The sequence below is a fragment of the Halomonas sp. H33-56 genome (assembly GCF_040147035.1).
Classification (GTDB): domain Bacteria; phylum Pseudomonadota; class Gammaproteobacteria; order Pseudomonadales; family Halomonadaceae; genus Halomonas; species Halomonas litopenaei.
The window spans coordinates 304,045-330,542 of record NZ_JAMSHP010000001.1 but is presented as its reverse complement, the minus strand read 5'-3'; the positions used below and the strand labels follow the sequence as shown (position 1 = coordinate 330,542).

20 protein-coding genes are annotated in these 26,498 nt (G+C 65.2%); 8 read left to right on the top strand and 12 right to left on the bottom strand.

The genetic code is table 11. The features are described from left to right. Nucleotides 1-468 precede the first annotated feature (468 nt). From NFH98_RS01480 to NFH98_RS01460, 5 genes are all read right to left on the bottom strand, one after another. Entirely contained in the window at nt 469-3,384 is a 2,916-nt protein-coding gene (locus NFH98_RS01480; protein WP_349622115.1) for an FAD-binding and (Fe-S)-binding domain-containing protein, read from the bottom strand. 85 nt (nt 3,385-3,469) lie between these two features. Further along, entirely contained in the window at nt 3,470-5,533 is a 2,064-nt protein-coding gene (locus NFH98_RS01475) for a hypothetical protein (RefSeq protein WP_349622114.1), read from the bottom strand. A gap of 141 nt (nt 5,534-5,674) precedes the next feature. After that, entirely contained in the window at nt 5,675-6,331 is a 657-nt protein-coding gene (locus tag NFH98_RS01470) for a LutC/YkgG family protein (protein WP_108449986.1), read from the bottom strand. Continuing rightward, complete coding sequence (locus tag NFH98_RS01465) at nt 6,328-7,758, bottom strand: LutB/LldF family L-lactate oxidation iron-sulfur protein (protein ID WP_348815188.1); 1,431 nt, start codon at nt 7,756-7,758, stop codon at nt 6,328-6,330. The genes NFH98_RS01470 and NFH98_RS01465 overlap by 4 nt, the downstream gene beginning before the upstream one ends. Then, a complete protein-coding gene (locus NFH98_RS01460) occupies nt 7,755-8,510 on the bottom strand; it encodes a (Fe-S)-binding protein (RefSeq protein ID WP_045992224.1) in 756 nt (251 codons plus the stop codon). The genes NFH98_RS01465 and NFH98_RS01460 overlap by 4 nt, the downstream gene beginning before the upstream one ends. Nucleotides 8,511-8,938: 428 nt before the next feature. Here NFH98_RS01460 and NFH98_RS01455 point away from each other — a divergent pair, with 428 nt between their 5' ends. From NFH98_RS01455 to NFH98_RS01445, 3 genes are read left to right on the top strand one after another with little or no spacing between them, the layout of a single operon-like run. Next, the gene (locus tag NFH98_RS01455; protein ID WP_045992225.1) at nt 8,939-9,715 is read left to right on the top strand and encodes a GntR family transcriptional regulator; all 777 of its coding nucleotides are present in this window, start codon (nt 8,939-8,941) and stop codon (nt 9,713-9,715) included. A gap of 3 nt (nt 9,716-9,718) precedes the next feature. Continuing rightward, the gene (locus tag NFH98_RS01450; protein WP_287163486.1) at nt 9,719-11,614 is read left to right on the top strand and encodes a sensor histidine kinase; all 1,896 of its coding nucleotides are present in this window, start codon (nt 9,719-9,721) and stop codon (nt 11,612-11,614) included. After that, nucleotides 11,611-12,999, top strand: coding sequence for a sigma-54-dependent transcriptional regulator (locus NFH98_RS01445; protein WP_213227304.1), 1,389 nt, complete (start codon nt 11,611-11,613; stop codon nt 12,997-12,999). Before NFH98_RS01450 ends, NFH98_RS01445 begins: the two co-directional genes overlap by 4 nt. Here the strand turns inward: NFH98_RS01445 and NFH98_RS01440 are convergent. The 4 genes from NFH98_RS01440 to NFH98_RS01425 all read right to left on the bottom strand — a co-directional run bounded on the left by NFH98_RS01440 (nt 12,963) and on the right by NFH98_RS01425 (nt 16,291). Then, entirely contained in the window at nt 12,963-13,646 is a 684-nt protein-coding gene (locus NFH98_RS01440) for a metal-dependent hydrolase (protein WP_045992228.1), read from the bottom strand. The two genes, NFH98_RS01445 and NFH98_RS01440, sit on opposite strands and share 37 nt — an antisense overlap. A 121-nt stretch (nt 13,647-13,767) precedes the next feature. Continuing rightward, nucleotides 13,768-13,893, bottom strand: a complete 126-nt coding sequence (locus tag NFH98_RS01435) for a hypothetical protein (protein ID WP_349622113.1) — start codon at nt 13,891-13,893, stop codon at nt 13,768-13,770. 431 nt (nt 13,894-14,324) lie between these two features. Beyond that, nucleotides 14,325-14,909, bottom strand: coding sequence for a gamma carbonic anhydrase family protein (locus NFH98_RS01430; protein ID WP_348827456.1), 585 nt, complete (start codon nt 14,907-14,909; stop codon nt 14,325-14,327). 41 nt (nt 14,910-14,950) lie between these two features. Beyond that, on the bottom strand, nt 14,951-16,291 hold the full coding sequence (locus NFH98_RS01425) for a sodium-dependent transporter (RefSeq protein WP_045992230.1): 1,341 nt from the start codon (nt 16,289-16,291) through the stop codon (nt 14,951-14,953). 111 nt (nt 16,292-16,402) lie between these two features. Between NFH98_RS01425 and prlC the strand changes: the two genes are divergently transcribed. The 4 genes from prlC to NFH98_RS01405 all read left to right on the top strand — a co-directional run bounded on the left by prlC (nt 16,403) and on the right by NFH98_RS01405 (nt 22,290). Continuing rightward, nucleotides 16,403-18,451 (top strand): oligopeptidase A, encoded by a 2,049-nt coding sequence (prlC, locus tag NFH98_RS01420; RefSeq protein WP_348827455.1) that lies wholly within the window; start codon nt 16,403-16,405, stop codon nt 18,449-18,451. A gap of 60 nt (nt 18,452-18,511) precedes the next feature. Beyond that, nucleotides 18,512-18,760, top strand: a complete 249-nt coding sequence (locus tag NFH98_RS01415) for a YheV family putative zinc ribbon protein (RefSeq protein ID WP_108449991.1) — start codon at nt 18,512-18,514, stop codon at nt 18,758-18,760. Between the two features lie 277 nt (nt 18,761-19,037). Beyond that, on the top strand, nt 19,038-20,030 hold the full coding sequence (locus NFH98_RS01410; protein ID WP_045992233.1) for a TAXI family TRAP transporter solute-binding subunit: 993 nt from the start codon (nt 19,038-19,040) through the stop codon (nt 20,028-20,030). Between the two features lie 73 nt (nt 20,031-20,103). Continuing rightward, entirely contained in the window at nt 20,104-22,290 is a 2,187-nt protein-coding gene (locus tag NFH98_RS01405) for a TRAP transporter permease (protein ID WP_124805095.1), read from the top strand. A 261-nt stretch (nt 22,291-22,551) separates the two neighbouring features. Here the strand turns inward: NFH98_RS01405 and metF are convergent, their stop codons facing one another. Beyond that, a complete protein-coding gene (metF, locus tag NFH98_RS01400; RefSeq protein ID WP_108131758.1) occupies nt 22,552-23,400 on the bottom strand; it encodes a methylenetetrahydrofolate reductase [NAD(P)H] in 849 nt (282 codons plus the stop codon). Between the two features lie 248 nt (nt 23,401-23,648). Here metF and NFH98_RS01395 point away from each other — a divergent pair, with 248 nt between their 5' ends. Beyond that, entirely contained in the window at nt 23,649-24,578 is a 930-nt protein-coding gene (locus NFH98_RS01395) for an AEC family transporter (RefSeq protein WP_348827454.1), read from the top strand. Between the two features lie 35 nt (nt 24,579-24,613). Here NFH98_RS01395 and NFH98_RS01390 read toward each other — a convergent pair whose 3' ends face one another. Continuing rightward, complete coding sequence (locus tag NFH98_RS01390; protein WP_349622112.1) at nt 24,614-25,267, bottom strand: glutathione S-transferase family protein; 654 nt, start codon at nt 25,265-25,267, stop codon at nt 24,614-24,616. A 270-nt stretch (nt 25,268-25,537) separates the two neighbouring features. Beyond that, nucleotides 25,538-26,341: a UDP-2,3-diacylglucosamine diphosphatase gene (locus NFH98_RS01385; RefSeq protein WP_108449993.1), complete on the bottom strand. Its 804-nt coding sequence runs from the start codon at nt 26,339-26,341 to the stop codon at nt 25,538-25,540. Nucleotides 26,342-26,498 lie beyond the last annotated feature (157 nt).

Below are 26,498 nucleotides of genomic sequence, written 5' to 3'. Positions count from 1 at the left end.
CTCTTGCGGCACCTGGCCGGAAGAGCATCTCGCTTTGCTGCGCCGCAGCCCGAAAGCTTGTCGCAGCGCCCTGCGAGGAAGGCGTATTCTACAGAATCGAAGCGTTTCGTCAAGGCTTTCTTTTTTCGCCGTGCAAGCGATGCCTGCAGGACCCAAGAGAAAGCGAAGCGAGCCTGACGCGCATCCTGCGATGCCGTCCTGGCGACTCCGATCGAGTGGCGCGCATTTTACCGATTTCTCGTTGCCCGTCAAGTGGAGAATTTTTCGAAGACTTTAAAAAGCCTTTTCAAAACAATCACTTTTACCACCCTTCACCGCCTGTGACGTTTGCTCGTCGCCGGCAGCGGATGCGTACTTTACGCATCCCCTCCGCCCTTGGCAATACCCTTATGCAAAAAAGTTCATCGAGCTGTCTTCGGGGCGTCATCGACAGCGGTTCAGGCTTCAGTCGCGACCTGGAGCAGGGCCTTACAGCGAGACGGTGCGTTCTTTCGATACGCCCCCTTGAGCAGTCGGCTGACTCGCGCGGTCCAGCAACTCCAGTATGGAGTGATAGGTAAGGCCGGAGTGCTGGGTCATGCCCATCTCGCAGGTTCTCGAATTGGAGACACCAAAGTCACAGCCCGCCACCTGCCCCGACAGATCGCGCAGCGATGAAGCCGTCAGTTCCGGTACGCGCAAGCCCTTGTCGCCGGCAAATCCGCAGCAACTGATACCATCCGGCACCACCACCTCCCTGGCACACGCACGCGCCAGCTCCACGAAGGAGTCGGTCAGCCCCTTGCGATGACTGGAGCAGGTCACGTGCACCGCCACCTTGCAGTCCAGCGGCGTCACCTCCAGGCGCGGCAACAGGTGGTCATGGGCGAAGGCCACCGGCTCCTGCACCTTCAAGCGCTCATCCAGATGCCCCTCGACCTGCAAGCTGCAAGGACTGGTATCGAACAGCACCGGGAAACGACCGTTCTGGCTCGCGACCAGCAACTCCCGGTTGAGTTCGCGCGCCTTGTGCGTCGCCTCGTTATCCATCCCCTTGGAGGAAAACGCCATCCCGCAACACAGGTGGCCTGGCATTTCGGGAATGATGACGTCATACCCGGCTCTGTCGAGCAGACTCAGTACGATCTCCATCACCGCACGCGCCGAGTCGTCCCGCTTGTCGGCGCCAAACACCCGAGTGGCGCAGGAAGGGAAGTACACCACCGAATCGCGCGGCCCCTCGGTGGACGATGCGCCCGCCGATGGCCGCGACGACTTGAGCACCCGAATCGGGGCGGCGGCGGGTATCGCCGGTATCCACTGTGGGACACGCTTGCCGCTGGCCTTGTGAACACCCTGACTGGCTCGGGCCATCAAAGCGTCGCCGATGATCCCACGCCCCAGGCTGGCCGCACGCAGGCCGCCCCGGGCAATCTTGGTAGCCCCGGAGAAGTGACGCCCGATTCGCCTTGCCAATTCCTGCTTGCCGACATGACGTTCCTGGCGCATGGCGAGCACCATCTCGCCGGTATTGATACCGACCGGGCAGCGCGTCCCGCACATGCCATCGGCGGCGCAGGTGACATCGATATCGTAAAGTGCACTCTGCTCGAAGGCATCGCGACGCTCTCGCTCTTCATCGCTCAACTCATCCAGGGCTGCCAGTCGAGCTCGCTCGCGGGTCAGCACGATGCGCTGGCGAGGCGTCAGCGTCAGCTCGCGTGAAGGACACACGGCTTCGCAGAAGCCACACTCGATGCAGCGATCGACGATGGGGTCGGCCTCGGGCAATGGCTTCAGATTTTCGAGGTGCAGCGTCGGGTTGCGCGTCAGCATCACATCGGGGTTGAGCAGATGGCCCGGATCGAACAACGCCTTGATCTGCCACATCAGAGCATAGGCCTCTTCGCCCCACTCCAGCTCCACAAAGGGTGCCATATTGCGGCCGGTGCCGTGCTCGGCCTTGAGCGAGCCACCGAAGTCCACGGCTACCAACTGGGCGACATCTGCCATCAGCGCCTGGTAGCGCTCCTTCTCCCCCGGACGCTCAAAGCCCTGAGGGAAGACGAAATGCAGATTGCCTTCCAGGGCGTGACCAAACAGCAGGGCGTCGTCGTAGCCATGGCGCTTGAACGCCTCGGTCAGGGCGGCGACACCCTCCTCCAGCCGTTCGATGGGAAAAGCCACGTCCTCGATCACCACGGTAGTTCCGAGATCACGCACAGCACCGACGGCGGGGAACAGTCCCTTGCGTACCTTCCAGTAGAGCGCGTAGCTGACCGGGTCTTCGGTGAAGGCGATGGGCTCGAGGGTGGTGATGCCTTCCAGCGCCTGGCCGACCTCCTCGATACGCGCCTCCAGCCGAGGCCCATCCTCCTCGCGGACATCCACCAGCAATGCCGTGGCGCCGTCCGGTAGCTCACGCAGCTGCTCCGGCATGCCCGGCTGCCGCTCCACCGAACGCAGCCCCGCACGATCCATCAGTTCCACCGCCGCCACGCCGGTGCCCCGCAAGGCGATGGTGGCACGGCAGGCGCTGCCGAGATCCGGGAAGAAGATCAGGGCGGCGGCCTTGCGTGGCGGCTCCGGCACCGACTGATAGGTAATCCGCGTGATACAGCCCAGGGTACCCTCGGAGCCGATCATCAGGTGGGCCAGGATGTCCACACCGTCACGGAAATCCACCAGGCTGTTGAGAGCGTAGCCGGTGGTGTTTTTCAGGCGATACTTGTGGCGAATGCGCTTGGCCAGCTCGAGATCGGTGCGCACATTGGTCGACAGTCGCTCCAGCCCATCGAGCAGGGCCGCATGGCTTTGACGAAAGGCTGCCACGCTGTCGGCATCGGCGGTATCCAGTACCGTGCCATCGAGCAGCACCATGCGCAGGCTGTCCAGGGTCCGATAAGTATTCTGGGCGGTGCCACAGCACATGCCCGATGCATTGTTGGCGGCGATGCCGCCGATCATGCAACTGGCGATGGACGCCGGGTCCGGCCCGATCTTGCGCCCAAAGGGCGCCAGCAGCTCGTTGGCCCTGGCGCCGATAACGCCTGGCTGCAGGTCAATTCTGGCACCGTCATCGAGCACACGAGCATCGCGCCAGCCACGTCCCAGCTGAATCAGCACCCCATCGGTGATGGCCTGACCGGACAGCGAGGTACCTGCGGCGCGGAAGGTCATCGGCCAGTTGCCCTCGCGGCAGGCGCCAATGACTTCGACAAGCTCCTGTTCGGTCTCCGGCCTCACCACCAGGCTCGGCACCAGCCGATAGAAGCTGGCATCGGTACCGTAGGCCAGCCGGCGCAGCGGATCCTGGACCAATCGCTCGGTGGGCAGGCGTTCGGTCAGCATCGCCGTCAACTCGTCGATGGAAATGCTGGGCTTGGTGGTGGTGATGGCCGTCATGGTGCGCTCCCTGTCTGATTATTCGCTATTGCAGCCGTTCAGATACTAAAACGCCACTCCGAAGAGTGGCGTTTGGCGCTAGGGGTTAGCCCCTGACGTCGATCTGGACGATGCCGCCGCCCCCGCCATAGCCGCTGACGGTAACGTCATAGACACCTGGCTCCAGACGGGTTTCGATCAGCGACCCGAGTTGGGTACTGCCACCGTCGTCGTCCTGGAAGAACACGCCCTCACCCTCGAGCTCCAACAGCGTATCCACGGCGTCGGACTGAGTCTCGATGCTGATGACGCCAGCCTCTTCGACCACCAGCTGGTAGTTGAGCCTGCCGCTGGCATCGAGTTGACCGTAAAGGGTCTCGCCGGTGCGAATCTCACCCTCGGAGCGCAGTTCACCGCTGAAGGGCGTCTGCGACAGGCTCAGCGAGTAGGTGCCGGAGCCACTGAAGCTTCGCGCATCGACACTGTAGGTACCAGCCTCGAGGATCGCGCTGATACGCGAATTGGTACCCGAGCCACCATCGTCATCGCTGGTGTCGATTCCTTCGCCGCGCAGGCCAAGCATGGCGTCGAAGGCGCTGGAGTTCATCTCCAGGGTCACCTCTGCGGCGTCTTCCAGGGTGAAGCTGTATTGATTGACACCGCTGGCCCCCACCATGCCGCGCACCGTCTCTCCCTGCTGCAGCTCACCGCTGTTGCGCATTTCGCCATCGAAGGCAGTGACGTCGGTCTCCAGCCGGAACATGCCGGAAGCGACACCCGAGTAGCTTGCCACCTCGATGCGATAGCTGCCTGGCTCGAGCACCTCGCTCAGCCGCGAATTGGTACCACCGCCGCCGTCATCGTCGCTGAGCGACACACCGTTGCCCTCGAGATAGAGCTGGGTGTCGAAGGCAGAGGACGACAGTGCAATCGTCACCTCGGAGGGCTGCTCGATGTCCAGGGTGTAGGCGTTAGGTTGAAACCCGCCGGCCATGCCCTGCACAGACTCACCTGGCTCGATGGCCCCTTCGTTCTTCAACTCGCCGTCGAAGGGCGAGGTCGAAAGTTCCAGCGAATAGCCGCCGGACTCGCCCCCGTAGCCGCTGACCACCACCCGGTAGTCGCCCGGCATCAGCACGCTGTCGAGATGAGAGTCGGTACCGCTGCCCGAATCATCGACCTCGATATTGGTCTGGCCGCCGCGTACCCGCAGCACGGTGTCGAAATCGCTGGAGGCGAGCGCCAGATTGACGCTGGCGGGCTCGTCGATCTTGAGGCTGTAGGTGTTGCTGGAGGAGGCGTCGGCCAGGGTACCGGTGATGCTGTCACCGGCGCGCAGCGGTCCGGCATTACGCTCGCCGCTGGAAAGATCGGCTTGCTGCATCGACAGACGATAGCCGTCACCGACGCTGACGAAGTCATCCTGGCATTCCACGTCCACGCGTTCCTTGACCGGCTGACCAGGCGTCACACGCACCTCATAGTCACCAGGATCGAGGAACGCCTTCAGGGTCTGCTGGTCATCACCGCAGCGCGCGGCCTTATGCTCGACACCATTGCCACTGAGCACCAGCGATGCGTCAGACGCCCCGGCAAGCACCAGAGAGACCTGGCGAGCCTGCTCCAGCGAGAAGCTGTAGCTCGCCGCCTCGCCTCCCAGCGCCCCGACGACGTCCTGATCGTCGCCCAGCGTCTCGGACGCCTGGGCCTCAGTCGGCTTCAGCGAGTAGGGGCCGAAGCCTGCCATGTCGTCGCTGCTGACGACCACCAGCGAGCACCCCTCGGCGGAAGACAGCAACAGCGATGCCGGCGCCTCCTGGGTGCTGCTCGCACCTCCCTGCCACTTGCCGTCTTCGGAATACACCGAGAGGCTGGCGGCAAAGGGTGAATCTAGCCGGTACAGCACACCAGATTCGGCCTCGCCGCAGACCCAGCGACGGTCGTGGCGCGAGCCATCCTTGAGGTTGATCCCGCTTTGCGAGGTCAGTTCACCCTCAATCGTTTCGCCCAGCGCAACATCCGGCGCCTCGACAAACCGCCCGCCCTGGCTACCGCCGTCGTCCTGGCATCCGCTCAGCAAGACCGCCATGGACACCCCGCTGACCACCAGCAACGGGGAAATGGCCTTGCAAAGTGGGCGTTTCGGCCCCGGACACTGCTGCTTGGACATGCCTGCCTCCATCAGTTGAATTTCGCTTCCTGCGCCGACAACAGAACATCGTCGGGAACGCACACTATAGCCAACTTGCATGACGCGCGTCAGGACGCAAACCACTCCGATGTCGCAGGTGTCGCACGCGAGCACGGTGAATCAGGCGTCGCGCAGGATGACCACCAGTTCTCTTGGACCGTGTACGCCGTAAGCCAGCGTCTGCTCGATATCCGAGGTCTTGCTCGGCCCCGAGATCAGCAGCGCATTGGTCGGCATGGCGCTCGCCCAGCCTTGCCCGGTGACGACATCGAAGAAGGTGTCTTCGACGCTGTCGGCATCGAGCACGGCGATATGCAAAGGCGGCACCAGGCTCAGCAGACGCGGTTCATCCGGGGTCGGCCACAGCCACAGACTGCCGGTCTCGGCGATGGCGCCACGGGTGGACGTAAGGCCAGCCTCGACGCCGTCGAACAGCTCACGCTTCCAGCCCTCGATGTCACGGTCGGCGTCGACCAGCTCGACCTCATGATCCGCCAGGGCCTCACGGGCCTGCTGCGCTACCGGATGCTCCCGGCCCAGCGCCAGGCGCTTGACGCCTTTGTCCGCCAGCACCCTGGCGAGGGTCTCGGTCCAGCCGGCAGAGTCACAGTGAATCACCTCGCCATGCACCGAGGAGATCCAGTGCTCGAAGCGCTCGAGTCGTTCGTGGCGCGACCACTGGCGCCCGGTGACCACGCCGAAGTCGCTGTCGGGGGCCGACAGCGGTCCGCCCTGGCGATCGCGCAGGCGACCCAGGATATTGTCTCTGGCACTCATTCGCCCTGCTCCTTGCGATGACGCTTGATCAGCGTGTGAAGTGACGTCTTGGCCGGCTTCGGGGCGCTGCGGTACTGCGTCCAGGGCCCCAGGTGGGACGGCGCCAGCGCACGGAAGCTGCCGGCGACCAGGGTAGCGCCTCGCCAGGCTCCGGGATGGGTAGCCAGCCACTGCCAGCTCTTCCACGCGGCGACCTCCTTGCGCGAGCGCTTGACCCCGGCCCCTGGCACGTTGCCGACGCCGTCGCCCACGGCCTCACGCCGCAGTCGCACCAGCAGGTCCGGAATCGGGATCTTGACCGGGCACACCTCACCGCAGGCGCCGCACAGGCTTGACGCCGACGGTAGATCCTTGGTCGCTTCAAGCCCCATGAGGTGCGGCATCAGGATGGCGCCGATCGGCCCCGGGTAGGTGGTGCCGTAGGTGTGACCGCCGACCCGGGTGTACACCGGGCAGTGGTTCATGCAGGCGCCGCAACGGATGCAGCGCAGGGTGTCGAGCAGTTCATCGTCCTGGTAGACCCGCGAGCGACCGCTGTCGACCAGCACCAGATGCACCTCTTCGGGACCGTCGTGTTCGTCGGCCTTGCGTGGCGAGCTGATCATGTTGAAGTAGGTGGTCACGTGCTGGCCGGTGGCAGAGCGCGTCAGCAGGGCGTAGAGCGGCGGCACGTCGGCCAGGTGCTCGACCACCTTCTCGATGCCGGTCACGGCGATGTGCACCGGCGGCGCGGTGGTGGTCAGGCGCCCGTTGCCCTCGTTCTCCACCAGGCACAGGGTACCGGTCTCGGCCACCGCGAAATTGACCCCGGACACCCCGACATCCGCCGTCATGAAACGCTCGCGCAGCTGGGCCCTGGCCGCTGCGGTCATCGCGTCCACGTCGGTGGTGCGCTCGGTCCCGGTGCGCTCGTGCATGATGTCGGAGATTTCGCCAGTATTGAGGTGAATCGCCGGCATGATGATATGAGACGGCGTCTGCTCGTTGAGCTGCACCAGGTACTCGCCCAGATCCGACTCCAGGGCATCGATGCCAGCCTTCTCCAGGTGGGCGTTCAGGTGCATTTCCTCGGACACCATGGACTTGCCCTTGATCACCGAGGACGCACCATGACGCTGACAGATCTCGGTGATCAGCTCGCAGGCCTGCTCGCCATTCTCGGCCCAGTGCACGCGGATGCCATTGGCCTCGCAGTTGGCCTCGAGCTGCTCCAGCAGGTCGGGCAGCTTCGACAGCGCACGTAGCCGGATATTGGCCCCCAGCTCACGCAGGGTCTCCAGGTCCCAGTCGTCGAAGGCCTTGCGCCGCTTGCCCATCAGGCCGTCCATCGCCTTGCGGAAGTTGGCACGGATCTGCGGATTCTCCAGCGCCTCGTGGGCCTGACGATGGAACGCCTGGGGGGTAAAGGTCTGAACAGGCTGGCTCATGAGGTCCTCCGCCACAGATAGGAAGCGATGTGCTCGCCTTCGAGCGTGCTGTCGCGGTGGGCCAGACGCCCGGCGATGTTCATCAGACAGCCACAGTCGGAGGTCACGAAACGCTCGGCGCCGGCGGCTTCGATGGCACGACTCTTGTCTTCGACCATGGCACCGGACACCTCCGGATGGCGCACCGCAAAGGTCCCGCCGAATCCACAGCATTCGCTGGCCCGCTCCTGCTCCACCAGCTCGACCTGGCCGAGCTTGGCCAGCAGCGCGGGGCCGGTCTCGGCGAGGCCCATTTCGCGACGGGCGCTGCACGAGGTATGCATGGCGACCTTCTCCGGCGCGCCTCGATCCTCAAGCGTCAGGTGGCAGACGTGCACCAGGAATTCGGTCAGTTCGAACACCCGATCGGCGACCTCCCTGGCCCTTGCCTCCTCGGGGGTGCCGGCAAACAGCGAGGGATAGTGGGTACGCATCATGCCGCCGCAGGAGCCGGACGGCACGATGATCGGCCAGGGCTCGGGGAACAGATCGAGCTGGGCCCTGGCCACCGCCCTGGCCTCGGTGTGATAGCCCGAGGTGTAGGCAGGCTGGCCGCAGCAGGTCTGGTCGTCGGGGAAGATCACCTCGATCCCTTCCCGCTCGAGCAGCCGAACGGCATCGAGGCCAGCCTCGGGATAGAGCATGTCGATCAGACAGGTTCCGAACAGGTAGACCTTGTCGGGGCGAGGGGGATAAAGCTTGACGGCGGTCATCGCGGGGTCCTCAGGGTCAGGCACGGCAGGACGTTGTCGTTGTTCCCGGTATCAATAGCGGCACAACAGAGGCGAGCAGGCTACCGCTGCACGCCTCGTCTGCACCGCCGGAACCGAGGCCCCCGGAGCATCATCGGTCTTGCCAACGACCGCCAGGGATAGAGTTGGAGTAAATTGGTAAAACCAATTGACAACGCCGAATCTAGGCACAGTAGGTTCGCTCTTCCAGAGTGTCAAACCAGACGCCGATTTTTGCTCGGACTTTGCGCTATACTTTGGTCTATGTCCCGATGGCTGTGAACGTAACAGGTTGATAATCTGGGAAGAACGAGGATCAGGACAGGCAACAGGACAACCCCGTTTATTGGTAATACCAATTAGTTGTCGTTACACTGGCGGCCTCGTTCCCACGTCGATGATAAACCGCCATGGCCTACCAGCCCGTGCGCCAGCCTCGCCTGGCCGATGTGATCACCGAGCGCCTCGAGGCGCTGATTCTGGAAGGCAGCCTGACCCCCGGCCAGCGCCTGCCCCCCGAACGCGAACTGGCCGAGCGCTTCGGTGTCTCGCGCCCGTCGTTGCGCGAAGCGATCCAGAAACTGGCCGCCCGCGGCCTGCTGGTCAGCCGCCAGGGCGGTGGCACCTATATCACCGAGGCCCTCAACAGCGGCTACAGCGACCCGCTGCTGGAAATGCTGTCTCGCCACGGCGAGTTCCACCTGGACCTGCTCGAATTCCGTGACGCCATGGAAGGCCTGTCAGCCTACTATGCGGCGCTGCGCTCGACACCCACCGACAGGGCGCTGTTGATTCAGCGCTTCGAAGAGCTCGAGACGTCCTTTCTCGGCGAGGACCCCCAAGGTGAGGCCAAGGCCGACGCCGCCTTTCACCTGGCGATCGCCGAGTCCGCCCACAACGTCCTGTTGCTACACACCATTCGCGGCATCTTCCACCTGCTGGAACGCAGTATCGTCGACAATCTCGCCCATCTGTTCGAGAAGCCAGAGGCACGCCCCCGCCTGATGCAGCAGCATCGGGCACTGCTCGACGCCATCCTCGAGGGGCGCGCCGAAGACGCCCAGGCGCTGGCCCACGAACACCTGGTCTACGTCGAAGAGGGTCTGCTCGAGATGGAGCGCGCCGAGACCCGCTCGCAGCGAGCGCTGCGGCGTGCCCAGGTCATGCCGCCGCGCCGGTCGCGCTAGTCGATGCGACGCTGGTCACGCTGGCTGAATCGCCGCACCCTGGCGCTGGCGCTGGCGCTGGGTCTCGCCCTGGTGCTGTGGCAGAGCGCCACCCTGGCCCGTGAACAGGCGCTGGCCTCGCTCAAGCGTGATGCCGATACCGAACTCAGGCTTTCCGCCACTGGCCTGACCGGTTACCTGTCACGCCACGAATACCTGCCGGAACTGCTCGCCACCCGGGAAACCGTCAAGCGATACCTGAGCGCCCCGGACGGCCAGGACGTGATGCCGCTCAACCGACTGCTCAACCGTTTCCGCAGTACCACCGGCGTCTCCGACATCTACCTGCTCGACGCCGAGGGCACCACCCTGGCGGCCAGCAACTGGCACCGCCCCGACAACTTCATCGGCCAGAACTATCGTTTTCGCCCCTACTACCAGGACGCCATCGCCGGGCACTACGGCCGCTTCCACGGCCTCGGCGTGGTATCGATGGATCGCGGCTACTACTTCTCGGCACCGGTCTGGCTCGACGAGGTCAATCCCGACGCCACCCCGGCCGGGGTGATGGTGGTCAAGGTCCGCGTCGATACGCTGGAGGCGAGCTGGCAGAGTCCGGGGACCAGCCTGCTGGTGGTGGATCAGAACGGTATCGTGTTCATGGCCAGCCAACCCGAGCTGCGCCTGACCTCTCTCACCCCGCTGGCGCCACCGCGCCTGGCCGAGCTGCGCGACTCCCGGCGTTACGCCGATGAAGCGCTGAAACCGAGCGGCCTCGAGGTCGTCGATCACCTCGCCAACGACGCCAGACTGGTGGGCTTCGACAGCGGCCCGTTGGCGTCCGGGCACTACCTTGGCGTCACTCGGGACTTTCCCACCCTGGGCTGGCAGATGCATATCCTCAAGCCCATGGCCCCGGTGATCGAGGCCCAGTGGCAGGCGATGCTGATGGGGGGTGGTCTATACGGCCTGCTGGCACTGGCCGGAGGCATCGGCTGGCAGCGCCACCGACTGCGCCGGGAGCGCGAAGCCTTCGCCGAGCGTGAGCGCACCACCCTGGCGCAAGCCCGCGACGAGCTCGAGCGCAACGTGGCCAGCCGGACCCGCGACCTGCTCGCCACCAATCGCCGGCTATCCGACGAGATCGAGGAGCGCCGGCGCACCGAGGCGACCCTGCGCCAGACCCGTGACGAGCTGACCCAGGCCGCCAAGCTGGCGGTGCTCGGCCAGCTAGCCGCCGGCATCAACCACGAGCTCAATCAGCCACTGGCGGCCATCCGCGCCTACGCCGAGAACGCCCGGGGCTTTCTCGCCCGACAGCGCCACGACACCGTCGACGCCAACCTCGGCGAGATCATCGAACTCACCGGCCGTATGGCCGAGATCAGCGCCCAGCTACGCCAGTTCTCGCGCAAGAGCGGTGAGCCGCCAAGCCCGGTGTCGACCCGTGCCTGCCTCGACTACGCCCTGCGCCTGTTCAAGGCACGCCTCGGCGAGCAGCAGGTCGAGGTGGTGTTCGACACCCCGGAGGAAGCGCCCTGGGTACTGGCCGACCTGGTCAGACTCGAGCAGGTGCTGGTCAACCTGATCGGCAATGCGCTCCAGGCCATGGCACAGACGCCGTCACCACAGCTGATACTGGGCGTGGCCGCCGCCGATGGCCGCGTCAGGCTATGGGTCGACGACAACGGCCCCGGCGTCCCCGAGGACCAGCGCCGCCAGGTCTTCGAGCCCTTCTACACCACCAAGGCCCCCGGCGCCGGACTGGGGCTCGGGCTGTCCATCTCCGCACGGATCATCGATGATCTCGGCGGCCGCCTGCAGGCCGGTGTCTCGCCTCTGGGCGGAGCACGCTTTACCATCGAGCTGCCCCAGGCCGAGCACGTCCTCCCGCCCCACGATGAGAGCCACGCCACATGACCGACGAAGCCCCCGTGATGATCATCGACGATGAAGAGCACCTGAGGGTCACCCTGGGCCAGACGCTGGAACTGGCAGGCTATCGACCGCTGCCCTTTCCCAGCGCCGAACAGGCCTTGGCCACCCTGGACCGGGACTTCAGCGGGGTGGTGATCAGCGATATCCGCATGCCCGGCATGGACGGCATGAGCCTGCTCAGAGAGATTCGTCAGCGCGACCCGGACCTGCCGGTGGTACTGATTACCGGTCATGGCGATGTATCCACAGCGGTGGAGGCCATGCGGGAAGGCGCCTGGGACTTTCTCGAGAAGCCGTTTCCCGGTGAACGCCTGGGCGAGGTCGTGCGGCGAGGCGTCGAGAAGCGTCGACTGAGCCTGGAAAACCGCTTCCTCAAGGCCGAGCTCGAGGCCCAGCAGACCGCGCCAGGCCCACGTCTGGTAGGGCGCACCCCGGCGATCAAGCGGCTGTCGTCGATGGTCCAGCGCATCAGCCAGGTCGAGGCCGACGTGCTGCTGTTCGGCGAGACCGGCGCCGGCAAGGACCTGGTGGCCCGCGCGATCCACGAGCGCAGCGCCCGAGGCGGCAAGCCCTTCGTCGCCATCAACTGCGGCGCGGTGCCCGAGAGCACCATCGAATCCGAGCTGTTCGGCCACGAGAAAGGCGCCTTTACCGGCGCGGTGGAGCGGCGCATCGGCAAGTTCGAGCATGCCGCCGGCGGCACCGTCTTCCTCGACGAGATCGAGTCCATGCCGCTGGCGCTGCAGGTCAAGCTGCTGCGGGTACTGCAGGAGCGCCAGGTCGAGCGCCTGGGCAGCAATACCCCGGTGACACTCGACATTCGGGTGATCGCCGCCACCAAGATCGACCTCAAGGCGGCCGCCGAGGCCGGCGAGTTCCGCGAGGACCTGTACTACCGCCTCAACGTGGTGACCCTGATGATTCCACCGCTGCGCGAGCGCCGCGAGGACATCCCGCTGCTGTTTCACCACTTCGCCGCGGTGGCCGCCAGCCGCAGCGGCATGGAAGCGCCGCCGCTGGACGCGGCCGGCGTCACCGCGCTGCTGGCCCACGACTGGCCCGGCAACGCCCGTGAACTACGCAACCTGGCAGAGCGCTACGTGCTGCTCGGCAGCACCTGCGACTACCGCCTCGACGCCTTGATGGAAGGCGTCGGCAGCGACGGTGGCGAGCTGCCGCTGCCCCAGCAGGTGGAGCTGTTCGAGAAACAGCTGGTCAGCCAGTCGCTGGCCCGCCACCACGGCCGTATCAACGAGGTCTGCGAGCACCTGGGACTCCCGCGCAAGACCCTCTACGACAAGCTCAAGAAGCACGCCCTCAAGCCCGACGACTATCGCCAGCGCCCCGACACCAGCGCCACGCCCTGATCGACCAGCCCCTGCAGCGCGTCCCAGGACGGCAGCCAGGGCGCCAGACTCAGGGTCACGCACAGCATCGCCAGAGAGTTGCCGGGATCACCCCAGTCAAACGGTTTGAAGGCGGTGCCGAAGGAACGTTTCAGTCGCGCCCCGTTCAGATCCACGCTGTAGAGCTCATCGAGCAACAGATGGATGGCAAAGCCAAAGGTCAGGGCGCCGCCGTGGGCCCAGGCCATGGCGTCCGGTGGTGCGAACAGATGGTGGCTGAGCGCCGCGGTCGCCAGGCCGCACATGGCCGCGGCCAGAAGCGAGTGCCAAAGCCCCCGGTGGACGGTGAAGCGGGCAAAGATCGCGCCGGCCACATAGCGCACCGCCAGATAGATGGCGCCGCACACCAGCAGCAAGGTGCCGTCGGAGAACCGCTCCTGCAGCATCACCGCGCCGGCCACCACCGCCGGCACCGCCATCAGATTGAAGATCAGCCGGATCGCCTTGGAGCTGTCGGAGTCGATATCGGGGAGGATGCCGCCCAGGGTCGTCAGCGCCAGCATCGGCAGGCTGTCGAGCGCCGACCACAGCCCCGCCTGCCAGCCGCCATGGGCCAGCACCGCGCCGCCGGCGGCGGCCACGCTGAGGTGGGTGCGGAAGTTGGCCATGCCGGGCGGGCTCCTCGAAAAGGCATATACTGGATAAATGACCAGATTATCGCCCGGCAGTTCAATAGAAACAATCGGTTGAGTAAAACGCGGGGAATTCGCATCTTGCACCTTGCCGCACTCACAGCCTCAGCCTCACGAGCAGCGGCAGCGGCAGCGGCAGCGGCAGCGGCAGCGGCAGCGGCAGCGGCAGCGGCAGCGGTGCCCATGATCCAGTCTTCGCGACGCCGCGTAGGCAAAACGCCATTCCACTCTGGTGAATTCGCCTCGCTTCTCCTCCGCATCGACTTACTGGCGCACGAGCCCTCTGCCTCGTGGTCCAAAGTGCTGCAATTATTCTATGAATCCAGGATTCAGAACTTTATGGAATTCGATCGGTGACAAACTTTGGAGTCGATGGCTATTTGGCCGTTCTTGCTGACAGCGACTTATTTGGCACAATCGCCATTCTCTGCTTTATCGTTGCACTGCTGGGATTATTTCGTCGCTGTCGAGAAAGCCTCCTTTACAGGATGGTTAGCTTTTTTCTAATGATGACAATTTTTGTCATGCACTCGGTCGGCAGCTATTTCTTGAGCGTAGGAACGGCATGACACGCAACATTTTAGATCGGAACGCTGCATCCAAAATGTTGCGGCCATTTGAACACTGTCACTCACACGGTACTGTGTCCGGGGGCTATCCGGCCGAGGCCAGGTACTGATCCTTGAGCTTGACGTAGTTGCCCGCGGTGTAGGGGAAGAAGGCGCGCTCTGCATCCTTCAGCGGGCGCAGCGCCTTGGCCGGGTTGCCGGCGTAGACGTGGCCGCTTTCCAGGCGCTTGCCGGGGGGCACCACCGCACCGGCGGCGATGATCACCTCGTCCTCGACCACCGCCCCGTCCATGACGATGGCGCCCATGCCCACCAGAATCCGATTGCCCAGGGTGCAGCCATGCAGCACCGCCTTGTGGCCGATGGTGACTTCATCGCCGATGGTCAGCGGCCAGCCGCCTTGATTGAAGTCGCTGGCGTGGGTGATGTGCAGCACGCTGCCGTCCTGCACGCTGGTGCGCGAGCCGATGCGAATCCGGTGCATGTCTCCGCGAATCACCGCCATCGGCCACACCGAACAGTCGTCGCCCAGCTCCACGTCACCCAATACCATGCACTGGGGGTCGATATAGACCCGCGCGCCCAGCCTGGGGCTTACGCCCTGCCAGGAACGGATCACCGGATACCCCGGCGTACCATCGTGCGCTTCCGTTGCCACCCTGTCTGCCATCGCTGTCTCTCCTGAAGGTTGTGCGCCGGTCGGTCGCGGCACTACAGCAGACCGCTGAACAGCACCACCAGTACCAGCGGAATCGACACCCAGCGTACCACGGCGCGCCACACGCGAAAGCCATTGGGCCCCGCATCCAGAGCCCGCAGCGCTTCCTGTTCAGGCATCACCCAGGCGGCAAAGATGGCGATCAGCAGACCGCCCAGCGGCAGGAAGATCTCCGGCGGAATGGTGCTGACCACGCCGAAGAAGTTCATCTCGCCGATCAGGTGGACGTCGCTCAGACTCGAGAACGACAGCACGCACAGCAGTCCCACCAACCATACGCACAGGCCCACCGCCAGGGCGGCCATGCGCCGCGACAGCCCCCAGCCCACCAGGGTCGAGACCATCGGCTCGGCAAGATTGATCGACGAGGTCCAGGTCGCCAGCAGCAGCAGCAGGAAGAAAAGCCCCAGCCAGAAAGGCCCGCCAGGCAGCTCGGCGAAGGCCACCGGCAGGGTCACGAACACCAGCCCCGGGCCCTCCCCCGGGTCCATGCCCTGGGTGAACACCACCGAGAAGATCGCAATACCGGCCAGCAGCGCCACCAGCACATCAAGCACCGCCACCGCGCCGGCGGCGCCAGGCAGGCTCTGGTGGTCGGGCATATAGGCGCCGTAGGCCATCAGCGCGCAGGCCCCCACCGCCAGGGTGAAGAAGGCATGTCCCATGGCGTGCACCAGCACCATCGGCGTCAGCGCCGAGAAATCCGGGGTGAACAGCCAGGCCATGGCCGGACCGAAGCCGTCCATGGTCACGGCGTGGCCGGCCAGCACGATCAGCAGCAGGTAGAGCGCCGGCATCAGCAGGTTATTGAGGCGCTCCAAGCCCTTGGCCACGCCGGCGGCGACCACCACCATGGTCATCACCAGAAACAGCGTATGGTTGAGCGTCATCCGCAGCGGGTCAGCCAGGAAGGCGTCGAAGCCTGCGCCGATTTGCGGCGCGCTCTGGCCAGCGAAGCCTCCACTGAAGGCCTTGACCATAAAGTCGATGGACCAGCCGGACACCACCGAGTAAAACGACAGGATACAGAACACCGTGAAGGCGCCGAACAGCCCCAGCCACTTCCAGTGGCTCGAGGTGCCGCGCTGACGCGCAAGCTCAGCGAGCGACTGCATCGGGCTGCGCCGACCGGCCCGGCCGATCATGATCTCTGCCATCATCACCGGCAGGCCCAGCACCACCACGAAGCCTACATAGAGCAGCAGGAAGGCGGCGCCCCCGTTCTCCCCGGTGATGTAGGGGAAGCGCCAGATATTGCCAAGACCGACGGCGGCCCCGGTCACGGCCAGGATAAAGGCGCGGCGCGAACTCCAGCGTTCCAGCGTTTGGTTCATGGTCTTTCGGTGTCCAGATCGAGAAAAACGAAGGCCGCAAGACTAGCACATTGAAACCGCCGGCAGTCGCCCGCATTTACTGAACCATTGTCGAATTCCCGAGAGGTGCCCATGTCCCGCAATCCGCTGCTAGAACGCCACACCCTGCCGCCCTTCGGCGAAATTCGCCCGGAGCACGTCGCCCCTGCGGTGGAAGCACTGCTCGAGGAGCTGCGCGAAGGCGTCGAGAAGCTGGTGGCCGAAGCCGAGCGCGACACCCCCTGCTGGGACAGCCTGGCGGCGCCGCTGGAAGAGATGAGCGATCGCCTGGCCCAGGCCTGGTCGCCGGTATCGCACCTCAACTCGACCATGAGCACACCGGAGCTGCGCGAGGCCCACGACGGCTGTCTCGAGAAGCTCTCCGCCTACAGCACCTGGATCGGCCAGCACGAAGGCCTGTTCCGCGCCTGGCAGGCGCTCAAGGACAGCCCGGCCTTTGCCGAGCTCGACGAGGCTCGCCAGCGTTCGGTGGACAACGCCCTGCGCGACTTCCGCCTGGCCGGCGTCGACCTGCCGGCAGACAAGAAACAGCGCTCGGCGGAAATCCGCACGCGCCTGTCGAGTCTGTCGAGCACCTTCTCCAACCAGCTGCTGGACGCGACCCAGGCCTGGGCGCTGGAACTCGACGACGACCACCGTCTGGCCGGCCTGCCCCAGAGCGCCCTGGACACCCTGGCGGCCAACGCCGAGGCCAAGGGCAACAAGGGCTATCGCATCACCCTGGACTTCCCCAGCTTCTTCCCGGTGCTGAGCTACGCCGAAGACCGCGAGCTGCGCCGTGAGGTCTACACCGCCTTCGTCACCCGGGCCTCCGAGAAAGGCCCCAACGCAGGCGAGTACGACAACGCCCCGATCATGGAAGAGACCCTGGCGCTGCGCCGCGAGATGGCCGAGCTGCTGGGCTTCTCCAGCTACGCCGACTACTCGCTGGCGACCAAGATGGCCGACAGCCCCAGCGAGGTCATCGGCTTCCTCGACGACCTGGCCAGACGGGCCCTGCCCCAGGGCCAACAGGAATTCAGCGAGCTCGAGGCCTTTGCCCGTGACGAGCTGGGGCTCGAGGAACTCGCCCCCTGGGATGTGGGCTACGCCAGCGAGAAACTGCGCGAGGCCCGCTACGCCATCTCCCAGGAGCAGCTACGCCCCTACTTCCCCGCGCCCAAGGCGGTCGCCGGGCTGTTCAGCGTGGTCGAGCGCCTCTACGGCGTGCAGGTCGAGCAGGATCCCGACGCCCCCAGCTACCACGAGGACGTCAGCTTCTACCGGGTGCTCGAGAACGGGCAGCCCATCGCCGGCTTCTATCTCGACCTGTACGCCCGGGAAGGCAAGCGCGGCGGCGCCTGGATGGACGAGTGCCGGGTGCGTCGTCGTCATGGCGTCGAGCTGCAGCTGCCGGTGGCCTACCTGACCTGCAACTTCACCCGCCCGGTGGGCGACAAGCCGGCGCTGTTGACCCACGACGAGGTCACCACCCTGTTCCACGAGTTCGGCCACGGCCTGCACCATATGCTCACCCGCCAGGAGGTGGCCGACGTCTCGGGCATCAACGGGGTGGCCTGGGACGCGGTGGAGCTGCCGAGCCAGTTCATGGAGAACTTCTGCTGGGAGCGTGAAGGGCTGGATCTGATCTCCGGCCACGTCGACACCGGCGAGCCGCTGCCCGACGAGCTGTTCGACAAGCTCACCGCGGCCAAGAACTTCCAGTCCGCCATGGGCATGCTGCGCCAGGTCGAGCTGTCGCTGTTCGACTTCCGCCTGCATCTGGAGCCAGCAGCGCCGTCTGCCGCCGACATCCAGGCGCTGCTGGACGATGTCCGCGCCAAGGTCTCGGTGGTACCGCGGGTCGAATTCAACCGCTTCCAGAACAGCTTCGGCCACATCTTCGCCGGTGGCTATGCGGCGGGCTACTACAGCTACAAGTGGGCCGAGGTGCTGTCCGCCGACGCCTGGAGCGCCTTCGAGGAGGCCGGCACCTTCGACGCCGAGACCGGCGCTCGCTTCCGCCGCGAGATCCTCGAGCAGGGCGGTGCCAGGGATGCCGCCGAACTGTTCAAGGCCTTCCGCGGCCGCGAGCCGAGCATCGAACCGCTGCTGCGCCACAGCGGCATCCGCGCCGCCTGACCATCCGTCTCGTCGACGCCCCCGCCGACAGCGGGGGCGTTGCCATTTGTGGAGACCGACATGACCGTCAAGAAACGCTTTATCGCCGGCGTCGTCTGCCCCCGCTGCGCCGCCATGGACCGTATCCGCGCCTGGGAGCAGAATGGCGTGCGCTACCGTGAGTGCGTCAGCTGCGACTTCTTCGAACAGCTGCCGATCGAGGACGACGTGGTCGAAGAGCTCGCCACACGGGTCAACCGGGAGTCCGAAGCCCCCGCCACTGAAGAGATCCAGCCGGTTCGCATTCTCGACCCCGGCAAACGCCACTGATTCAGCACGCGACGCTTTTACGCTCAAGGGTGTGCGGATATCCGCACACTCTAATTCGGCAAACGTGCGAAACTTCGGACAAAGGCCTTGTCGACATTTTCGACCAATGTCTAAAGCCTCTTTAATAACCAACTGATTTACAGATAAATCCTTGGGTCGGGCACATCCCTTGCGATACCTCTTGCGTTGACCGACGTCCGGTCAGGCTCGGTCTTGGCGTCTAGGCTTGAGACCGCAGCACGATAACCACAACGTCCATCGCATTGGGAGACATTGCATGAGCACCTCTACCCGGCTCCTCACCGGCGTCCTCGCCACCACCTTCGCCGGCACCCTGCTGGTGTCCGCTGCCGCCCAGGCAGACCGTGAAGACTGGCCTGAAAGCTTCACCGTGGGCACCGCGAGCCAGGGCGGCACCTACTTCGTCTACGGCTCCGGCTGGGCCAACCTGGTCGCCGACCAGCTCGGTCTGTCCGGCGGCGGCGAAGTCACCGGTGGCCCGACCCAGAACCTGGCGCTGGTGCACGGCGGTGACGTGGCCTTCGGCCTGACCACCATGGGTCCCGCCTCCGACGCGGTGAACGGCAAGAGCCCGCTGGCCCCCGGCGTGAAGATGGACAACGTCTGCGCCATGTTCCCGATGTACGAGACGCCGTTCTCCATCACCGCCCTGTCCGACAGCGGCATCACCTCGATCTCCGAGATTCCCGACGGCGCTCGTATCGGCTTCGGCCCGGCAGCCTCCACCTCCGACACCTACTTCCCGGCCATCCTCGAAGAGCTGGGCGTCAACTTCGATCGCCGCAACGGTGGCTGGTCCGACCTGGGCGGGCAGCTGCAGGACGGCCTGCTCGACGTGATCGCCTTCGCCGCCGGCATTCCGATCCCCGCGGTCAGCCAGCTCGAGGTGCAGACCGACGTCAACATCGTTGAATTCACCGAGGAAGAGCAGCAGCAGGTCCTCGACAAGTTCCCGGTCTCGGCCTTCCAGATCCCGGCCAGCACCTACACCACCCTCGAGGAAGACGCCCGTGCGGTGTCCATGTGGAACTTCGCCATCGCCGGCTGCGATCTGCCCGAGGACTTCGTCTACGAGGTCACCAAGCTGACCATGGAAAACAACGACAAGATGCTCGACGTGCACCGCAGTGCCGCGACCACCATTCCCGAGAACATTCAGTACAACACCGTGCTGCCGTTCCACCCCGGCGCCGCGCGCTGGTACGAGGAAAACGGCTACGAGATCGATCCGTCCATGATCAAGCAGTAATCAGGATCACCCGCCCGTGGCCAGTCCGCGGGCGGGCACCCGGCCGGTCGTCCGTTTCTCAAGGTATCGCTCCATGACCCACACCCCAGATTCTCCCCGCGACGAGGATGCGACCGACGCTTCGGTCGAACCCATCGTCGCCTCAGGCGTCGACGACGAAGCCGTCGAACCCAATCGCCGTGTCTTCCAGGGCGGCAAGTGGTGGCTGTTCGGCGTACTCGCCGTGGCCTACACCGTCTTTCACCTGGTCTCGCTCAATATCTACCCCATCGAGACCTGGTCGTTTCGCATCATCCATATCGCCGGCGCGCTGATCCTCGGCTTCGGCCTCTACACCGGCTCGCGCTTCGTCGAGGACGGCCAGGACGGTGCGCCGCGCTGGGCCAGCGTGATCGCCCTGGCGTTGCTGCTGCCCGCAGGCTACGCCCTGATCCAGGTGGTGCTGATGCAGCAGACCATGGCCGGCGGCGCCATGCGCATCGAGCCGGCCATCGAAAACTGGCACTACGGCGCGCCGCTGATCCTGGCCACCGTCGGTGCCATTGCGCTTTCCTGGTTTCCCCGTCAGGCCCGCCACCAGTTGCTGTTGGCCGACGTCGTGTTGATGGTCTGCGCCGCCGCCGTGGCCGGCTACCTGCTGGTGGTCTTCAACAGTCCGCTGCGCGCCTCCACCGGCACCTCCTTCGCGCCCATGGGCATCAGCTGGGCCGCCATCTCCGGCTCGCTGCTGATCCTCGAGCTGACCCGCCGCGTCGCCGGTCTGGCGCTGGTGGTGATCTCCGCCATCTTCCTGGCCTACGTCTTCATGGGCCCCTGGCTGCCGGGCTTCCTCGGCTATCCGGGACTGTCGCTGGGGCGCTTCTTCAGCCAGGTCTACACCGACGCCGGCATCCTCGGCCCGACCACGGCGGTGTCCTCCACCTATATCATCCTGTTCATCATCTTCGCGGCCTTCCTGCAGGCCTCCAAGGTCGGTGACTACTTCGTCAACTTCGCCTTCGCCGGCGCCGGTCGCGCCCGTGGCGGCCCCGCCAAGGTCTCGATCTTCGCCTCCGGCCTGATGGGCATGATCAACGGCACCAGCGCCGGTAACGTGGTGTCCACCGGCTCGCTCACCATCCCGCTGATGAAGAAGGTCGGCTATCCGGCCAGAAGCGCAGGCGCCATCGAGGCGGCCGCCTCCACCGGTGGCCAGATCATGCCGCCGATCATGGGTGCCGGCGCCTTCATCATGGCCGAGATCACCGGTATTCCTTATACCGAGATCGCGGTGGCCGCGCTGATCCCGGCGATCCTGTACTTCGCCTCGGTCTACTTCATGGTCGACTTCGAGGCGGCCCGCAAGGGCATGCGCGGCATGCGCAAGGAAGAGATTCCGCAGTTCTCCAAGCTGATCAAGCAGGTCTACCTGTTCGCCCCGATCATCATCCTGATTACAGCGCTGTTCATGGGCTACTCGGTGATCCGCGCCGGCACGCTGGCGACCGCCTCCGCCGCGGTGGTGAGCTGGCTGTCACCCCACAAGATGGGCATTCGTTCCATCCTGCGGGCCCTCAGCCTGGCCGGCACCATGTCGATCCAGATCATCGCGGTATGTGCCTGCGCCGGCCTGATCGTCGGCGTCATCGCCCTGACTGGCGTCGGCGCGCGCTTCTCGTCGCTGCTGCTGGGCCTGGCCGGTGTCAGCCAGCTGCTGGCGCTGTTCTTCGCCATGTGCATCTCGATCCTCTTGGGCATGGGCATGCCCACCACCGCCGCCTACGCGGTGGCCGCCTCGGTGGTCGCCCCAGGCCTGATCGACATCGGCATCCAGCCGCTGGTGGCGCACTTCTTCGTGTTCTACTTCGCGGTGGTCTCGGCGATCACCCCGCCGGTGGCGCTGGCCTCCTACGCGGCGGCGGGTATCTCCGGCGACAACGCCATGGGCACCTCGGTGGCCTCGTTCAAGATCGGTCTGGCAGCCTTCATCGTGCCGTTCATGTTCTTCTACAGCCCGGCCATGCTGATGGAAGGCGACTGGCCCCAGATCCTGCGGGTCGGCACCACCGCCACCATCGGCATCGTGCTGCTGGCGGCCACCGTCCAGGCCTGGTTCTTCGGACCGGTGAAGGCCTGGCAGCGGCTGGTGATGCTGATCGGCGCCCTGTGCCTGATCTACGGTGGCATCGTCACCGACCTGGCAGGGCTGGCCATCGCCATCGGCCTGTTCGTGATGCAGCGCGCCAGCGGCGGCGGCACCCGCAGCGCCACCGCAGGCTGAACCCCGCCCCCCTTTAACCCCGCACCTTGAGCCCCGCCCTCTGGCCCCGCCCTCTGGCCCCGCCCCATGGCGGGGCTTTTTCGTGCCTGGGACTCCCCTCATGACGACGGCCGCCCGCCGTTAGCCTGCGCCCAACGGCCAGGCTTCTTCGTTTCTCTACCCTCCCCCAGAACGACGTCGGCCCCGCACAGGGCGGGGCCGACGTTCTTGTTGTTGTGGTCGCGACTGGCTAGCGCGACCCGTCCAGCGTTGTTGTTGGTGTCATGAGCGGCCGGTGATGTTGTCGACGATCTTCAGCGTCGGCTCGGCCTGGTTGAGGGTGTAGAAGTGCAGCCCCGGGGCGCCGCCGTCGAGCAGGCGCTGGGCCAGACGCGAGATCACCTCTTCGCCGAAGTCGGCGATAGCGGCGCTGTCATCACCGTACGCCTCGAGCTGCTTGCGAATCCAGCGCGGGATCTCGGCACCGCAGGCGTCGGAGAAGCGCGCCAGCTTGGAGTAGTTGGTGATTGGCATGATGCCGGGGATGATCGGTGCTTCCACGCCAAGCTGTCGGGCCCGCTCGACGAAGTGGAAGTAGGCGTCGGCGGTGAAGAAGTACTGGGTGATCGCCAGATTGGCACCGGCATTCATCTTGCGGGCAAAGTTCTGCAGATCCGACTCGAAGCTCGCCGCCTGGGGGTGAGACTCCGGGTAGGCCGCCACCGCGATCTCGAAGTGATCACCGGTCTCCTCGCGGATGAACTCCACCAGCTCGTTGGCGTAGCGCAGCTCGCCGATGCCGCCCATGCCGGAAGGCAGGTCACCGCGCAGGGCCACCAGGCTATTGATGCCCTGGGCCTTGTAGTCGGTCAGCAGCTCGCGCAGCTGGGCCTTCTCGCTGCCGACGCAGGACAGGTGCGGCGCGGTGGTGATGCCGCACTCGCGCACCGCATTGACGGTGGTAATGGTGCGATTCTGGGTGGAACCGCCGGCACCGTAGGTGACGGAAAAGAACCGCGGGTTGCGCTCGGCCAAGAGGTCCCGGTTGCGCATCAGCTTCTCCCGCCCGGCGTCGGTATTCGGGGGGAAGAATTCGAAGCTGATGCCCAGCGGGTGCTCTTGTGCGCTCATCTCGGGGTCCTCGTGAAGCGTGTCAGGCTACCGCAAATCGGCGGCCGTAAAGGTGATGGGTGCCATTGTGGCGACTCGGCCTCACCCCGACCAATGAAAGTTTCGCGGGTAAACTTCAATTCTCTTCATATAAGAAAAGTGAGACTCATAACCATGTGTTCTAAAAAATGACCTCGGCAGCCGGCCCGGGCTGACACCGGCGCGCCCAGACGGCATGATACGGGGCCTGGCACCCAAGGATGATGAACATGGCCGTCGACCCGACCTCGCTGATGGGCCCCCTGTGGACCCTGCTCGCCTTTGTCGCCCTCGGCGTCCTGTCCGCCAGGCGGCTCAAGGTCGACCCTCGTCCCATCGCCACCATGCTGATCTACCTGATCGCTCCGCTGACCTTCTTCCGCGCGCTGGTACTGGGCGGTCCGACGCCGGTCTACCTCGCCCTGACCGCCGCCCTGTTCGTGATCGCAAGCCTGGTGGCCGTGCTCATCAATCGGCTGGGCAAGCGCTGGCTGGGGGATGAGGAAGGCTCGGTGCTGGCGTTTTCTGCCGGCACCGGCAACACCGGCTACTTTGGTCTGCCGGTGGCGCTGGTGTTGCTGCCCCCCTCCGGCGTCACCCTGTACCTGTTCTGCGCACTCGGCGTCACCCTTTACGAGTTCACCGTCGGCTTCTATCTGAGCGCCCGCGGCCGCTTTACGGTGCGCGACAGCCTGCTCAAGATCGCCAGGCTGCCGCTGATCTACGCCTTCCTGGCGGCGCTTTTGGTGGAAGGGGTCGGCATGACGGTGCCAGCGGCGGTGACCGATGCCATGTCGGTGTTTCCGGCAACCTACACCCTGCTCGGCATGATGATCATCGGCATGACCCTGGGCCGAGTTTCTGTGCGCTCGCTGGATGGGCGCTTTATCGGCGCCTGCGTGGCGGTGCGTTATGCGCTGTGGCCACTGCTGATGCTGGGCGCCGTCCTGTTGCTCAAGGCCACCACCGGGCTGTCACAGGACATGGCGCTGGCGCTGCTGTTGATCGGGGTGGTGCCCATGGCCGCCAACGTAGTGGTGGTGGCCATGGAGCTCGGCATCGCGCCCGAAAAGGGCGCCCTGGCGGTGTTGATCACTACACTGGCCGCGCCGCTGGTGATCCCGCTGTACCTGAGCGGGATGCTTGGACTGGTGCAGTAAAGCTGAAAGGCGAAAGTCGCTAACGCCGAGAGTAACTAGCGGGGAAACACGGGCGCTACCAATACCGCCTTGCCGGAAGGCCGCGATCTCAGACGCTCCACGTAGGCTCGAACATTTGGCGCCGCCTCCATCAGCGAGGCGGCGGGCGGCGTGGCCTCCAGATAGTCGAGCATCGGCGCCGCCAGGGCATCGGCCAGGGTGAAGCCATCACCGACGAGAAAGTCTCTCCCCGCCAACTGGTGCTCCAGGATGGCCAGTATCCGTGCCACCTCCGGGGCCGCCTCGCGAACCCGGTCTTCCCTCACCTCGCCATTGGGCCCCTTGGGAAAGACCAGTTCCAGCAGGTAGCGCCGCACGATGGCCTGGTCGGCCTGGGTGGCCAGCGCAGCACACCACTGGTCCACCTGGGCCCGCGTCCAGTCATCCCTGGTTAGCAGGTCTGGCCCATCGAAGGCGCCCTCCAGGTAGCGGCAGATGGCAACGCTCTCGTACAGGCGTCGTTCGCCGTGAATCAGCACGGGAATCTTGTCGAAGGGATTGAGCGCCTTGAACTCCGGTGAATGCAGCTCGACACGACGTCCTTCGACCTCCATCCCGACACTGTGCTCGATGCCCTTCTCGTGACACACCAGCATCACGCTGCGCACGAAGTTCGAGAACGCGGGACCCACGATATGTACGCTTGCCATGCCAACCTCCTGGTTACCAGACGAAAAACCGCCGGCGCTTACCGATACATACGCCGACGTGTGCGCGCGTCGCGCTCGTCTTGCAGCATGGCCGCTGGCAGCATGAGTTCAACAACTTATTTTTACGCCGCAGACGACGCCACATGGCAGGCACGGTCAATGACCCGCGGCTGAAGAAGAAATTGCGGGTGGCCAGCAGAACGCTGGCGAAGGCCAGCGCCCCGCCCGTTAGACAAATCGAAGTGGTGAAGGAAGGCTCAAAAGCGCTCCTCAGGCCCCCGCCAGGACGCCCTCGGGGCAGGCGCGGGGCATCGAAGGCTCGGCCTCGATCACCTGCCCTTCCCAGTCGATCAGCGCCAGGCTGCCGTCGGGGCGCTCGATCAGCGCCGTGCAATGCTCCACCCAGTCACCGTCGTTGCAGTAGAGCACGCCATCTTGGGCACGAAATCCGGCCTTGTGGATATGCCCGCCGACGTAGCCATCGAGTCCTTCCCGGGCCGCCTGGTGGATGGCCGCCTGCTCGAACTGTTCGACATAGCGCTGGGCCGCGCCGATGCGCCCCTTGACCGCCGCCGCCAGCGACCAGTAAGGCAGGCCCAGCAGGCTGCGCGCCTTGTTGCACCAGCGATTGAGCGACAGCACAAACTGATGCATGCCATCACCCAGCGCCATCAGCCAGGGGGCCAGGCGCACATGGGTATCGAACTCGTCGCCGTGACTGACCAGCAGACGGCGACCATCGGCGGTCTCGTGGATCGCCCGGCGCTCGATGCGCACCCGGTGCATACGGATGCCACACAGCTGACGCAAGGCCGCGTCGTGGTTGCCGGGGATGTAGATGATCTCGCATCCGCCCTTGGCCAGGCGCAACAGTCGCCCCACCAGACGCTGCTGCTCCGCCGGCAGTGACGCCCGACGGTGCATGGCGATAAGGTCGATCACATCCCCTACCAGATACAGGCGCTCCGGGCGCACGCGGCGCAGCAGCCGCGACAGCAAGGCGGCCTGGCAATCCCGGGTGCCGAGGTGAAGATCGGAAATGAACAGGGTACGAGCGGTCAGTGATGTGGCCATGGGCAGTCTCCTGTGACGCCCACCCAGCCTGTCCTGTCCCGGTGACACTGCCATGGCGCGGCCATGACGAAACGATGACCGGTGCCGCCCCCTGCCCCGCTATTCCCCAGGCTCGCCCCAGGCTGACTACCCAGCCCTGATTCCCTGCCCCGATCAA

Excerpts from the sequence above, each read along its gene's own strand:
- NFH98_RS01385 (WP_108449993.1), bottom strand. The coding sequence starts at position 26,341 with ATGGCCACATCACTGACCGCTCGTACCCTGTTCATTTCCGATCTTCAC.
- NFH98_RS01390 (WP_349622112.1), bottom strand. The coding sequence starts at position 25,267 with ATGGCAAGCGTACATATCGTGGGTCCCGCGTTCTCGAACTTCGTGCGC.
- NFH98_RS01405 (WP_124805095.1), top strand. The coding sequence starts at position 20,104 with ATGACCCACACCCCAGATTCTCCCCGCGACGAGGATGCGACCGACGCT.
- NFH98_RS01415 (WP_108449991.1), top strand. The coding sequence starts at position 18,512 with ATGACCGTCAAGAAACGCTTTATCGCCGGCGTCGTCTGCCCCCGCTGC.
- metF (WP_108131758.1), bottom strand. The coding sequence starts at position 23,400 with ATGAGCGCACAAGAGCACCCGCTGGGCATCAGCTTCGAATTCTTCCCC.
- NFH98_RS01450 (WP_287163486.1), top strand. The coding sequence starts at position 9,719 with ATGCGACGCTGGTCACGCTGGCTGAATCGCCGCACCCTGGCGCTGGCG.
- NFH98_RS01465 (WP_348815188.1), bottom strand. The coding sequence starts at position 7,758 with ATGAGCCAGCCTGTTCAGACCTTTACCCCCCAGGCGTTCCATCGTCAG.
- NFH98_RS01395 (WP_348827454.1), top strand. The coding sequence starts at position 23,649 with ATGGCCGTCGACCCGACCTCGCTGATGGGCCCCCTGTGGACCCTGCTC.
- NFH98_RS01430 (WP_348827456.1), bottom strand. The coding sequence starts at position 14,909 with ATGGCAGACAGGGTGGCAACGGAAGCGCACGATGGTACGCCGGGGTAT.
- NFH98_RS01445 (WP_213227304.1), top strand. The coding sequence starts at position 11,611 with ATGACCGACGAAGCCCCCGTGATGATCATCGACGATGAAGAGCACCTG.
- NFH98_RS01460 (WP_045992224.1), bottom strand. The coding sequence starts at position 8,510 with ATGACCGCCGTCAAGCTTTATCCCCCTCGCCCCGACAAGGTCTACCTG.
- NFH98_RS01480 (WP_349622115.1), bottom strand. The coding sequence starts at position 3,384 with ATGACGGCCATCACCACCACCAAGCCCAGCATTTCCATCGACGAGTTG.
- NFH98_RS01475 (WP_349622114.1), bottom strand. The coding sequence starts at position 5,533 with ATGTCCAAGCAGCAGTGTCCGGGGCCGAAACGCCCACTTTGCAAGGCC.
- prlC (WP_348827455.1), top strand. The coding sequence starts at position 16,403 with ATGTCCCGCAATCCGCTGCTAGAACGCCACACCCTGCCGCCCTTCGGC.
- NFH98_RS01410 (WP_045992233.1), top strand. The coding sequence starts at position 19,038 with ATGAGCACCTCTACCCGGCTCCTCACCGGCGTCCTCGCCACCACCTTC.
- NFH98_RS01435 (WP_349622113.1), bottom strand. The coding sequence starts at position 13,893 with ATGGCGTTTTGCCTACGCGGCGTCGCGAAGACTGGATCATGGGCACCG.
- NFH98_RS01455 (WP_045992225.1), top strand. The coding sequence starts at position 8,939 with ATGGCCTACCAGCCCGTGCGCCAGCCTCGCCTGGCCGATGTGATCACC.
- NFH98_RS01470 (WP_108449986.1), bottom strand. The coding sequence starts at position 6,331 with ATGAGTGCCAGAGACAATATCCTGGGTCGCCTGCGCGATCGCCAGGGC.
- NFH98_RS01425 (WP_045992230.1), bottom strand. The coding sequence starts at position 16,291 with ATGAACCAAACGCTGGAACGCTGGAGTTCGCGCCGCGCCTTTATCCTG.
- NFH98_RS01440 (WP_045992228.1), bottom strand. The coding sequence starts at position 13,646 with ATGGCCAACTTCCGCACCCACCTCAGCGTGGCCGCCGCCGGCGGCGCG.